Below are 12,359 nucleotides of genomic sequence, written 5' to 3' on the forward strand. Positions count from 1 at the left end.
GAAGGTCGTTAACGATGACGCTGGCATTCTGGATGAACGCGGCGCCCTCAGGTTTTTCACGAGCAAGCCCGCTCCCACAGAAAAGCAGATCTGCTTTCGCTCTGGTCACCGAAAAAACGGATATGTACTCAATCCCGATAGACCCCACCAATCACCCAGTCAGCCCAAGCAATTGGACGCAACGCAAACATGCTTCTAACCTGACAGCCTGCGCCACCCAAGAAGCCCGCCCATGATCGTCCGTCCCAAACCCAACCTGCTCGGCATCCTGTTCTCCCTCAAGGGCTCGATCGCCAAACGCATCGCCCTGCGTAGCCTGCTGGTCACCCTTCTGGCCTCAGTCATCGTGCTGGTAGAAACCCTGCACCCGGCCTATTTCTCCAAGGTCAACGCCACACCTTTCACACTGCTGGGGCTGTCACTGTCCATCTTCATGAGCTTTCGCAACAACGCCTGCTACGACCGCTGGTGGGAAGGCCGCAAACAACTGGGCCAGATGATCATCGAGATCCGCTCACTGATCCGCGAAACCCAGGTCCTCAACCCTGCCGAACGCAAACACGTCCTGCGCAGCCTGTGCGGTTTCGCCCATGGCCTGATCGCCCGCCTGCGCCTGGAAGACGAAAGCCAGGCGATCAAACCGTGGGCCAACCCAGAACCCGGCCACCCGAACCTGCCCGACAGCATCCTGCAAGACCTCGGCGCCCGCTGCTCGAACCTCGCCGAACAGGGCCACATCAGCGACTGGCGCTACACCCAACTGGAAACCCGGCTGTACGGCCTGAGCCAGGTCCAGGCCTCCTGCGAGCGGATCAAACACACCCCGCTGCCCTTCCCCTACACCTTGCTGCTGCACCGCACCATCTACCTGTTCTGCATCCTGCTGCCCTTCGCCATGGCCGAGCCGCTGGGCTGGCTGACCCCGGTGTTCACCGCCATCGTCAGCTACACCTTCTTCGGCCTGGACGAAATCGGCGACGACCTCGAAGACCCGTTCGGCTTCGACGAAAACGACCTGCCCTGCAACGCCATCGTGCGCACCCTGGAGCGCGAGATTCTCGCCGCCCTCGGCGAAACCACGCTGCCGCCGGCCCTTGAGCCGATTGAGTTCGTGCTGACGTGATGCGGGTTTGACACTCGCGATAACCTGACCGAAGCTGATGGCTTTGCACTAGCTGCCCAGCTTTCGGACGCCTGCATGTCAAAGTCACGCCATTACTCCATCGTCGGCCTGTGCGCCCTGTTGTTTATTGTGCTGATCACCTGGTATTTCACCCGCACCACGCCGGTGGTGGTACCCCCGGCCATCGCCCATGGTTACGCCAAGGCCTTGAAACAGGCGCACAACGGTGAACCCGGCGCTGCCCGGGTGCTGTATCAACAGTTGGGCCGCCCGGACCTCTCCGATGTGCGCCGCGCCGCCCTGCATGCCGAACTGCCCAACTACCCCAGCCCCCAGGCCCTCAAGCTGGCGGACAAGGACCTGGCCAACGACGCGCCAATGGTGCGCGAGGCGGCGATTCACAGCATTGTCGGCCTGGTGCCCAGCGGCCAGCGCACGCTGTTGCTCGGGCCACTGCTGGATGACCCCGAGCAAAGCGTCAGGTTTGCCGCGGCCAATGCCTTGCTCGGGCTGTCCCCGGATACCCTGGGCCTGTACTTCGGCCCGTTGCAGCAAGTGCTCGACGAATACGTAAAGCTGCTCAAGGGCCAACCCGAAAGCCCCGAAGGCTGGATCCAGCTGGCACGCCTGTACATTCACAGCGCGCTGCTGCCCGACGCACAAAACGCCCTGGAGCAGGCGATGCGCCTGCAACCGGACAACCTGCAAGCCGTGGTCGCGCAAATTGAACTGCTGGACAAGCAGGGCAAGGTCGACGAGTCCCGCCAACTCCTGGCCAAACAGTTGCAGGCCCACCCCGATTCGGCCTACCTGCAACATGCCCTGGGCATGTGGCTGCTGCACCATGGCGAGCGCGCCTTTGCCCTGCTCAGCCTGTCCCGGGCGGTGGAGCTCGAACCGAACAACCAGGATTACCGCTACGACCTGGCCACCACCCTGCACGCCCAGCAGGAACTGGAGGCCGCCCAGCGCCAGCTGGAAGAAATCATCCAGCGCAACCCGGCCAATCGCAAAGCCAGGGTGCTGCTGGTCAATTACTGGAAGGAAACCGGCCAGTTGCAGAATGTGCAGGTGCTGCTGGCACAGCTTGAACAGCAGAATCCGGACGACCCGGCGCTGCAACAGGGCCTGTAAAAGCGGTATTTGATACAAAACGTTGAACCGCCACACGGCGCCAAGGTCAAGTAAATATGGCGCGCCCCAGACGGCGCTGCCGACTACTTATTTGTGACCCGAGGGCACTTCTTGTCTACATCCAAAGAGCTGTTCACAGCAAAGGCGGCCACCGGTATTGAAGGTCTGGACGACATTCTTGCCGGAGGGCTTTCCCGTAGCCATTTGTTCCTGCTGGAAGGTGAACCCGGCACCGGTAAAACCACCGTGGCCCTGCATTTCCTCCAGGCCGGCGCAAAAAACGGCGAACGATCGCTGTACATCACCCTGTCGGAAACCGAGCGCGAGTTGCGCCAGGGTGCCAAGTCCCATGGTTGGGACCTGGACGAACACATTCACATCTTTGAACTGACTCCCCCCGAAAGCCTGCTCAACGCCGAGCACCAGCAAAGCCTCCTGTATTCCTCGGACCTTGAGCTGGGCGAAGCCACCCGGCAGATTTTCGAAGTGGTGGAACGGGTCAAGCCTACCCGCGTCGTGATCGACAGCCTTTCGGAAATCCGCCTGCTGGCGCAAAGCTCCCTGCGCTATCGCCGGCAGATCCTGGCGATCAAGCACTACTTCGTGCGTTACGACGCCACCGTGCTGCTGCTGGACGACCTGACCACCGAGTCCCTCGACAAGACCGTACACAGCGTGGCCCACGGTGTGATTCGCCTGGAAGAACTGACCCCCAACTACGGTGCCGAGCGCCGCCGCGTGCGGATCGTGAAGTACCGTGGCCAGAAGTACCGTGGCGGTTTTCACGACTTCACCATCATGGAAGACGGCGTACATGTGTTCCCGCGCCTCGTGGCAGCCGAGCACCGTGGCGGCTACAACCGCCAGACCCTTACCAGCGGCATCCGCGAGATGGACGCCCTGTTGGGCGGCGGGATCGAGACAGGTTCCAGCACCTTGATCCTGGGCCCGGCCGGTACCGGCAAATCGCTGATCTCGATGATCTTTGCCGCGGCAGCCGTCTCCCGGGGCGAAAAAGCCGCGCTGTTCATTTTTGACGAAGAGCTGGGCCTGCTGTTCGAGCGCATGAAGAACATGGGCATCGACCTGGAGGCCCTGCAAGCCACCGGCAACCTGCTGATCGAACAGGTAGACGCCGCCGAGTTGTCCCCCGGCGAGTTCTCCCATCGGGTGCGCCGCTGTGTGGACGAACGCGGGATCAAGACCGTGGTGATCGACAGCGTCAATGGCTATCAGGCCGCGATGCCGGAAGAGAACGCGTTGATCCTGCACATGCACGAACTGCTGCTGTACCTCAACCGCCGTGGCGCTGCGACCTTCATGACCGTCGCCCAGCACGGGCTGGTGGGCGACATGCAGGCGCCGGTGGACATTACCTATCTGGCCGACACCGTGATCCTGCTGCGTTACTTCGAAGCGCTGGGCAAGGTGCGGCGTGCGATTTCGATCATCAAGAAACGCACCGGCAGCCACGAATCGACCATTCGCGAATACCGCATCGGCAGTCGTGGCATGACCATCGGCGAACCGCTTGATGCGTTCCAGGGTGTATTGCGCGGCGTACCGACCTACATGGGCACCGACAACCCGCTGCTCAAGGATGAAAGTTCATGAGTGGCCTGCCGGCCATTTTCGAACGGGCGATCATTCTGGCGCCCCTGGGTCGCGACAGCTCCCTGGCGTTGATGATGCTCAATGAGGCTGGTTTCAACGGCATCATCGCCAGCCATTTGCAGATGCTCTGCGAGGAGCTGGAGCACGGTGCCGGCTTGCTGGTCATTGCTGCCGAAGCCCTGCGCGGTATCGACCTGGAACCGCTGCTCACGCACCTGCATCAACAACCGGCGTGGTCAGACCTGCCGATTGTGCTGATGACGCACCACGGCGGCAGCGAACAGAATGGCTCGTCGCACCTGAGCACCTTGCTGGGCAACGTGACGTTCCTGGAGCGCCCGTTCCACCCGATCACCCTGATCAGCCTCGTGACCACGGCGCTGCGCGGACGTCGTCGGCAATACGAGGCCCGCGACCGGCTGATCGACCTGAGCCAGAGCGAACAGCGCCTGCAAAGCACCCTGGAAACCCTTGAGCAACAGGTGGAAGAACGCACGGCGCAGTTGCGCAATAACGAAGAAGCGTTGCGCCAGTCACAGAAAATGGAAGCCGTCGGCCAATTGACCGGCGGCATCGCCCATGACTTCAACAACATGCTGACCGGCATCATCGGCAGCCTGGAACTGCTGCGCAGGCGCGTGGCTCGGGGCCGCACCGAAGACCTCGACAGCCTGATCGACCTGGGTGTCACTTCAGCCAACCGCGCGGCCGCCCTGACCCACCGCTTGCTGGCGTTTTCCCGTCGCCAGTCGCTGGATTCAAAACCGGTACAGATCAATCAATTGGTGAGTTCGATGGGTGAGCTGCTACAACGCAGCCTGAATGAAAGCATTGCCCTGGATATCCGCCTGACCGAGCAACTCTGGACCGCCGAAGCCGACCCCAACCAGCTGGAAAGCGCCCTGCTCAACCTCGCCATCAATGCCCGGGATGCAATGCCCAACGGCGGCAAACTGGTGGTGGAAACCACCAACCGCCACCTCGACAGTGTGTTTACCGCAGCCTACGGCACCCTCACCCCTGGCGACTATGTGGAACTGAGCGTCAGCGACACCGGCTGCGGCATGCCCGAGAGCGTGATCAGCCGTGCATTTGACCCGTTCTTCACCACCAAACCCATCGGCCAGGGCACCGGGCTGGGGTTGTCGATGATCTACGGGTTTGCGCGCCAATCCCACGGGCATGTGTCGATCCACAGTGTGGTGGGCCAAGGCACCACCGTCAGCCTGTTCCTGCCGAGGTATGTCGGCGAGGTCATTGCAGATGAACCGCTCAACCCGGCATTGCTGCCGTTCGCCAATGCCGGCGAGACCGTGCTGATCGTCGAGGACGACCCGGCCGTGCGGGTGCTGGTCAGCGCCGTGCTGAGTGAACTGGGCTATGCCTTCGTCGAAGCCGGTGATGCCGACAGTGCCATGCCGATCATCGAGTCCAGCCAGCGCATTGACCTGCTGATCAGCGACGTTGGCCTGCCCGGCATGAACGGCCGGCAACTGGCGGAGATCGGCCGGCAGGTGCGGCCCGAGTTGAAGGTGTTGTTTATTACCGGCTATGCAGAGCATGCGGCTGTACGGGGCGGTTTTCTGGACCCGGGCATGCAGATGATCACCAAGCCGTTCACCTTTGATCTGTTGACGGCAAAGGTGAGGGAGATGATCAAGGCTTGAAGAGGGAGTGTGCTCCCTCTTCTCAAGACGTTAAGCCAACAGCCGCTGGATATGTTCCTGCAACGTATCCAGGTCAAACGGTTTGGCCAGGATCGGCGCATTGCGCGTGATCGGGCTGTTGCAGTCGAGAATCTCCTGCGGATAACCGCTGATGAAGATCACTTTCAATTCCGGTCGCAGCTTGATCGCAGGCTCGGCGATCTGCACCCCGGAAATGCCGCCAGGCAGGCGGTAGTCGGTCACCATCAGGTCCAGGTGCGGCTTGGTGGCCAGGATTTCAAACGCCTGCTCACCGTCAATCGCCTTCAACACCCGATACCCCAGGCCCGCCAGGTACTCGCCCAACACAAACATAATCGATTCGTCATCTTCGACGATCAGTACAACATCTTGTGCATCTTCACTCATGGGAAGCCTTTGTCCGGTCAATTGCTGCTGATACGACCATGGGGTCACGCAGAGGTTGCGTCGGATTTGCGATTGATTTCATGCCCCGGCCTCCAGGGGCAGGCAGACGCGGAACAACGCGCCCTCGCCTATCCGGCTTTCCACTTCAATGGTCCCGCCGTGGGCCGCGATAATCTGCTCGGAGATAAACAACCCCAGGCCCAGGCCCGCCACGGCATGGTTGGCCGACACGCGCTCGAACTGCTGGAAAATACGCTTCTGGTTGTCTTCGCTGATGCCGATCCCGTGGTCACGTACTTCTACCCGTGCTTCGCCATGCTCGGCGTACACCCGCACTTCCACCGGGCTCTTGGCCCCGTAGCGCAAGGCGTTGGTCAACAGGTTGGACACCACCTGTTCGATACGGAATTCATCCCAGTTGCCTACCACCGGCCCTTCCTGGACCCAGGCCACCGAAGACTCCGCCGCCGCCACCTGCGGCGCAAAATTTTCCAGCAGGTTGTGCACCAGTTGCGTGAGGTCAAAGCGACCGGGGCGAATTGACAGCTTGCCCGTGCGAATGCGCGACACGTCGAGCATGTCTTCGATCAGGCGGATCAGGCTCTGGATCTGCCGCTCATCGCGGTCGACCATGGCGTGCATCTTGTCAAGGGTAAACGCCGCGGCGTTGTCCCGGGCAAGGTGCATCTTGCGCAGCTGGGTTTCCAGGATCAGCCCGTTGAGGGGCGTGCGCACTTCGTGGGCGACGATCGACATGAAGTCATCGCGCATGCGCACGGCCTGCTCCAGTTCGGCCTGGGTGGCCTGCAAGCGCGTGAGCAAGGCTTCCTGCTCGCGCCGGCTTTGCTCCAGGGCTTCAACCTGCTGCTTCATCGCCTTGCTCTGGCGGTACAGGTCAACGAATACGTTGACCTTGCTCTTGACCGCGTGGATATCCAGCGGCTTGTGCAGGAAATCCACGGCGCCGCTTTCGTAGCCCTTGAACGCATAGTTGAGCTCACGGCCGGCAGCGCTGACAAACACGATGGGAATGTTCTTGGTCTTTTCGGTGCCGCGCATCAGCTCGGCCAGCTCGAAGCCGTTCATGCCAGGCATCTGCACGTCGAGAATGGCCATGGCGAACTCGTGCTCCAGCAGCAGCGACAAGGCCTCGTCGGCGCTCAATGCCTTATAGACCTGGCGGTCCTCGCGCTTGATCAGCGCTTCAAGGGCCAGCAGGTTTTCCGGCAGATCGTCGACGATCAGCAGTTTGGCCTGGACAGTACTTAACATGGGGAGGATTCCAGGGAAGCCAGCAAGGTGCCGATGCGGCTCAAGGTGAGGATATGGTCAGGTTCATGCAGCGCCAGGGCGGCCCGGGGCATCACGGCGACGCGCGCCTCCAAAGGGTCCTGCACCACCGTGGTACCGCCGCTCTGCTTGACGTGGGCCAGGCCCCGGGCGCCGTCCTGGTTGGCCCCCGTCAGCAAAATCGCCAGCAAGCCCTTGCCGTAGACATCGGCGGCTGAATCAAACAGGTAGTCGATTGCCGGGCGGGAATGGTGCACGCGGTCCTCCTGGCTCAGTGACAGGCTGCGGTCGTGCTCCACCGACAGGTGATAACCGGGGCCGGCAAAATACAGGGTACCGGGCTGGATCACTTCCTTGTCCCGCGCTTCCACCACCTTCATCGATACGCGACGGTCAAACACTTCCGCCAACTGGCTGCGGCGCTCGTCGGGCAAATGCAGCACGGTAATGATCGGCAGGCCGAAGCTCGCCGGCAGCTCGCCAAAAATGCTCAGCAATGCCTCGACACCGCCTGCGGAAGCGCCGATCACAATGGCCTCGATCCCGGATACCGGGCTGGCAGTAGCTTCATTCATAATTTTCGGTAGATCCGTTCTTGCTTGACCAGGGGTTCGAACTGTTTGCTGTAGGCGGAAAAATCCAGGGTTTCCTTGCTGCCCAGCACCAGGAAGCCGCGGTGACACAGCGACTCATGGAACAGTCCAAACGCCCGATCCTGCAACTTTTTATTGAAGTAAATCAATACGTTGCGACAGGAAATTAATTGAGTTTCGGAAAACACGCTATCGGTCGCCAGGCTGTGATCGGCAAACGTCACGTTCTCCCGCAGGGTCTTGTCGAAGATCGCATGATCGTAAGCCGCCGTGTAGTAATCGGCAAACGAACGCTGGCCACCGGCCTGCTGGTAGTTGTGGGTATAGGCGCGGATGTTCTCGAGGGAAAAGATCCCCTGCTTGGCTTTTTCCAGGGACCGGGGGTTGATGTCGGTGGCGTAGATGATGGTGCGTTCCAGCAGGCCTTCCTCACGCAACAGGATGGCCATGGAATACACCTCCTCCCCGGTACTGCAGCCCGCGATCCAGATCTTGATCGACGGGTAGGTCTTGAGCAGCGGCACCACTTCCTTGCGAATCGCCAGGAAGTGCGAGGGGTCGCGAAACATTTCGCTGACCGGAATCGTCAGGAACTGCAGCAACTGCATGAACGCCGTCGGGTCATGCAGCACCCGTTCCTGCAAGGCCGAGATGGTGGCGCAGTCGAACTGACGCAACGCATGGGCCACGCGGCGTTTGACCGAAGCGCCGGAGTAGTCGCGAAAGTCGTAGCTGTACTTGAGGTAAATCGCCTCAATCAACAAGCGCAGTTCGATGTCAGTGCTTCGTTCCAATTAAATCCGTTCCATCTTGGGTAGCCACACGCGAATCAATGAAAACAACCGGTCCAGGTCGATGGGCTTGGCCAGGTAATCGTTGGAGCCTGCCGCCAGGCAGCGCTCCTGATCGTCCTTCATGGCCTTGGCCGTCACCGCGATGATCGGCAGCTTGCGCCAGCGCGGGTCCTGGCGGATCAAGGCGGTGGCCTCGTACCCGTCCATCTCCGGCATCATCACGTCCATCAGTACCAGGTCGATGTCATCGACTTCATTGAGTTTCTCGATCGCCTCGCGGCCATTACGGCCGATCACGACAATCGCGCCCTTGTGCTCCAGGGCACTGGTCAGGGCGAAGATATTGCGTACATCGTCATCCACCAGCAGGATCTTGCGGCCCTCGAACACCTTGTCGCGGCTGCGGGCAGTCCTGAGCATTGTCTGGCGTTCATGGGACAACTGCGATTCGACTTTGTGCAGAAAGAGTGTCACCTCGTCCAGCAGGCGCTCGGGGGAACGCGCGCCCTTGATGATGATCGAGCGCGAATACTTGCGCAGTTCGGCCTCTTCATCGCGGGTCAGGTTGCGCCCGGTGTAGACGATCACCGGCGGGAACGAGCAGATGTCCTCGATGGACATGCGCTTGAGCAGCTCGTTGCCGTGCATGTCCGGCAGCTTGAGGTCGATGATCATGCAGTCGTAGATGTGGGTGCGCAGCAGGTCCAGGGCCTCCTGGGCGAAGCCTACGGCGGTGATCTCGATATCATCGTCGCCGATCAGGCGGGCAATGCTGTCTCGCTGAAGGTCATCGTCTTCCACCAGCAGCACACGCTTGACCTTCTGCGTCAGCTTGGCTTCCAGGCGGGCGAACACATCCTTGAGCTCTTCGCGGGTGGTCGGCTTGACTGCATAGCCCACGGCGCCCATGTGCATGGCGGCTTCGACGCGGTCTTCCACGGAAATCACGTGCACCGGGATATGGCGGGTCCCGGCATGTTCCTTGAGCCGTTGCAGCACGGTCAGGCCGGAATGGTCCGGCAGGCGCATGTCCAGCAGGATCGCGTCGGGAATGTACTGTTCCGCCAGGGCGTAGCCTTCGTCTGCGCCATGGGCCACCAGGCAGTGGTAACCCAGTTCATGGGCGAGGTCGAAGAGGATGCGGGCAAAGTTGGGCTCATCTTCCACCACCAGGATGCAACGCGTGGCGAACGGAGCCTTGTCGCGGTCATCGATAAAGCGCGGGATCTGCGCTTCGTGGGCGATCGGCATCGGCGACACCTTGATCGGCGCCGGTGCAGGCACAGGGACTACCGCGCGCGGCTGTTCCAGCGCCGGGGTGTCTTCGTCACGCTCTACATAGTGCTCAGGCACCACCAGGGTAAAGATACTGCCCTGGCCAGGTTCGCTGGTGACGCTGATATAGCCGCCCAGCAGGTTCGCCAGGTCCCGGGAAATCGACAGGCCCAGGCCGGTGCCGCCGTAACGACGGTTGGTGGTGCCATCGGCCTGGCGGAAGGCCTCGAAGATGCTTTCCTGCTGGTCCGGGGCGATGCCAATCCCCGAGTCGCGTACGGTAAAGGCGATGCCCTCCCCCGGTGCCCGGGATACCGACAGGCTGACCTCACCTTTCTCGGTGAACTTGATGGCGTTGGACAGCAGGTTCTTCAGAATCTGCTCCAGGCGCTGGCGGTCGGTGAACAGCATGTGTGGCGAGCCTTCCTGCACCTCCACCTGGAACCCGAGCTTGCGGTCGTCCGCCAGCGGCTCGAACATGCCGCGCAGCCCATCCACCAGGCGCGCAACGCTGGTGTTCTCCGGGCGCATTTCCAGCTTGCCGGCTTCGACCTTGGAGATATCGAGGATGTCATTGATCAGGTTGAGCAAGTCGTTACCGGCCGAGTAGATCGACTCGGCGAACTTGACCTGTTCGGCGCTGAGGTTTTCCTGGGGGTTCTCCGCCAGCAACTTGGCCAGGATCAACGAGCTGTTCAGCGGCGTGCGCAGCTCGTGGGACATGTTGGCGAGGAATTCGGACTTGTACTTGCTGGAGCGCTGCAACTCGTCGGCGCGCTCTTCCAGCTCGATCTGTACGCGGTTGAGCTGGACGTTCTTCTGGTCCATGGCATCGCGCTGCTCGGCCAGGGTCTGGGTCTGTTCGGCCAATTGTTCGTTGGTCTGCTCCAGCTCCGCCTGTTGGGTTTCCAGGTGGGCCTGGGACTCCTTGAGGATGCGCGACTGTTCTTCGAGCTCTTCGTTGGCGGTCTTGAGCTCTTCCTGCTGCACTTGCAGCTCTTCATTGAGCTGCTGGGTTTCGGCCAGCACTTCTTGCAGGCGCTGGCGATAACGCGCGGCTTCGATGGAGGTGCCGATGTTGTCGGCAATCAACTCCAGCAGTTCGACATCACGGTCATCGAGTGCACGCAGGAAACCCAGTTCGATCACCCCGTTGACCCGACCATCATCGCTGGTCGGTACCACCAGCACGCTGCGGGTCGCACCTTCGCCGAGGCCGGAACTGACCTTGAAGTAATCCACCGGCACATCGTCCAGGCGAATCAGGCGGTCCTGCCGGGCCGATTGGCCGACGATGCGTTCGTCGTTGTAGATCGACTGTTCCTGCTGCTCCTGCTCGCGGGAGAAGCCATAGGTAGCCACGCGTGTGAGGCCGCCGTGCTCTTCACGCACGTACAACGCCGCCACCGCCGAGCCCATGTACTGGGCAAAGAACTGCAAAATGTTGCGCCCCAGCAGGTTCAGCGTCAGTTGGCCAAGGACCTGCTCGGCCAGCTCGGTCTGGCCGTTGCGCAACCAGGCTTGCTGCTCGAGGCGCTTGGCGATCCTCTGCTGCGACATCAGGTTTTCGCTGTAACTGTTTGAAAGTTCTAGAAGATTCTTTCGGCCGACATACGCCAGGAAGCCACTCAGGCCGAGCACAAACACCAGGTACAAGGTGACGCTGATGATCGTGGTGCGGGTAACGTCTTCATTGCGGGTGATGCGGAACTGTTGCTCCATCGCCACCGCCCGGTCGTACTCCTTGCGAATCTCGTCCGTCAGGCTCTTGCCACGCCCGGCTTTCACGGCGGTGCGGTAATCGCCGTTTTGCCGCTGCATGTCAATCATCGACTGGGCGTAGGTGTTCCACGCCTGTTGCAACGATTCCAGACGCTTGAGCCGGTCCACCTGCTCCGGATTGTCCGCCACCAGTGCCTGCAAGTTGCGCAAGTCGGAAATGATCCGCGGCTTGGCCACTTCGTACGGGTCGAGGAAATGCTCGTCACCGGTAATCAGGAAGCCGCGCATGCCGGTTTCCAGGTCCACGGTCAGTTTCGAGGTTTCGTTGAGATTGTTGATTACCCGGTCGGTGTGTTCGACCCACTGGATCACCGACAACAGGTAGGTGATCAGAACGACGAAAAACACCGCGCTGAGCACGCCAACGCCCAACGGCAGTGCCACGTTGCGGCCCAGCAATTTACGGAAGCTTTTCTCATCGACAGACGACGCGGGAGTCATGGGCATGCCTTGGCCAATACGGAAAAACGAGGAGTTTGCCCCAAAGTTGCGCCTGAGCGCTATTTTTCTGCTACCCGTAGCGACATGGATTACATAACCCATTGATAAATAGACGAATGGATGTGTTTTTAACACTCGGCAATTGACTTTCCTTCTTACATGGGAACCGAAGTGAGCCTGGAACGTTGTGTGTGGGCCGCCCCACCCAAAGGGGTGCCGTGGGGAACAGGGAACCTCC

At 60.9% G+C, this 12,359-nt stretch carries 9 protein-coding genes; 4 read left to right on the plus strand and 5 right to left on the minus strand.

Annotation, left to right across the window (positions count from 1 at the left end; all coding sequences use genetic code 11):
* Positions 1-232 precede the first annotated feature (232 nt).
* The 4 genes from HYE77_RS22540 to HYE77_RS22555 all read left to right on the plus strand — a co-directional run bounded on the left by HYE77_RS22540 (position 233) and on the right by HYE77_RS22555 (position 5,538).
* Positions 233-1,123, plus strand: coding sequence for a bestrophin family protein (locus HYE77_RS22540; RefSeq protein ID WP_087693011.1), 891 nt, complete (start codon positions 233-235; stop codon positions 1,121-1,123).
* A gap of 75 nt (positions 1,124-1,198) precedes the next feature.
* Entirely contained in the window at positions 1,199-2,257 is a 1,059-nt protein-coding gene (locus tag HYE77_RS22545; protein ID WP_177069381.1) for a lipopolysaccharide assembly protein LapB, read from the plus strand.
* 111 nt (positions 2,258-2,368) lie between these two features.
* The gene (locus HYE77_RS22550; RefSeq protein WP_102369051.1) at positions 2,369-3,871 is read left to right on the plus strand and encodes an ATPase domain-containing protein; all 1,503 of its coding nucleotides are present in this window, start codon (positions 2,369-2,371) and stop codon (positions 3,869-3,871) included.
* Entirely contained in the window at positions 3,868-5,538 is a 1,671-nt protein-coding gene (locus HYE77_RS22555) for a response regulator (protein ID WP_008431031.1), read from the plus strand. The genes HYE77_RS22550 and HYE77_RS22555 overlap by 4 nt, the downstream gene beginning before the upstream one ends.
* A gap of 30 nt (positions 5,539-5,568) precedes the next feature.
* On the opposite strand, the gene HYE77_RS22560 is transcribed toward HYE77_RS22555, so the two are convergent.
* From HYE77_RS22560 to HYE77_RS22580, 5 genes are all read right to left on the minus strand, one after another.
* Positions 5,569-5,946 carry a response regulator gene (locus HYE77_RS22560; RefSeq protein WP_003217591.1) on the minus strand — a complete coding sequence of 126 codons (378 nt, stop codon included), beginning with the start codon at positions 5,944-5,946 and terminating at the stop codon, positions 5,569-5,571.
* Between the two features lie 78 nt (positions 5,947-6,024).
* Positions 6,025-7,218, minus strand: a complete 1,194-nt coding sequence (locus HYE77_RS22565) for a hybrid sensor histidine kinase/response regulator (RefSeq protein WP_003217587.1) — start codon at positions 7,216-7,218, stop codon at positions 6,025-6,027.
* Positions 7,212-7,811 carry a chemotaxis protein CheB gene (locus HYE77_RS22570; protein ID WP_008431027.1) on the minus strand — a complete coding sequence of 200 codons (600 nt, stop codon included), beginning with the start codon at positions 7,809-7,811 and terminating at the stop codon, positions 7,212-7,214. Before HYE77_RS22570 ends, HYE77_RS22565 begins: the two co-directional genes overlap by 7 nt.
* The gene (locus HYE77_RS22575) at positions 7,808-8,623 is read right to left on the minus strand and encodes a protein-glutamate O-methyltransferase CheR (RefSeq protein ID WP_003217583.1); all 816 of its coding nucleotides are present in this window, start codon (positions 8,621-8,623) and stop codon (positions 7,808-7,810) included. The genes HYE77_RS22570 and HYE77_RS22575 overlap by 4 nt, the downstream gene beginning before the upstream one ends.
* Positions 8,624-12,121, minus strand: a complete 3,498-nt coding sequence (locus HYE77_RS22580) for a response regulator (protein WP_177069382.1) — start codon at positions 12,119-12,121, stop codon at positions 8,624-8,626.
* Positions 12,122-12,359 lie beyond the last annotated feature (238 nt).

The organism is Pseudomonas sp. IPO3774 (assembly GCF_013386835.1).
In the GTDB taxonomy this organism is placed as follows: Bacteria; Pseudomonadota; Gammaproteobacteria; order Pseudomonadales; family Pseudomonadaceae; genus Aquipseudomonas.

Bases quoted from the DNA above. Each gene is read 5' to 3' on its own strand.
- HYE77_RS22540 (WP_087693011.1), top strand. From the start codon at position 233: ATGATCGTCCGTCCCAAACCCAACCTGCTCGGCATCCTGTTCTCCCTC.
- HYE77_RS22545 (WP_177069381.1), top strand. From the start codon at position 1,199: ATGTCAAAGTCACGCCATTACTCCATCGTCGGCCTGTGCGCCCTGTTG.
- HYE77_RS22555 (WP_008431031.1), top strand. From the start codon at position 3,868: ATGAGTGGCCTGCCGGCCATTTTCGAACGGGCGATCATTCTGGCGCCC.
- HYE77_RS22560 (WP_003217591.1), bottom strand. From the start codon at position 5,946: ATGAGTGAAGATGCACAAGATGTTGTACTGATCGTCGAAGATGACGAA.
- HYE77_RS22565 (WP_003217587.1), bottom strand. From the start codon at position 7,218: ATGTTAAGTACTGTCCAGGCCAAACTGCTGATCGTCGACGATCTGCCG.
- HYE77_RS22570 (WP_008431027.1), bottom strand. From the start codon at position 7,811: ATGAATGAAGCTACTGCCAGCCCGGTATCCGGGATCGAGGCCATTGTG.
- HYE77_RS22580 (WP_177069382.1), bottom strand. From the start codon at position 12,121: ATGACTCCCGCGTCGTCTGTCGATGAGAAAAGCTTCCGTAAATTGCTG.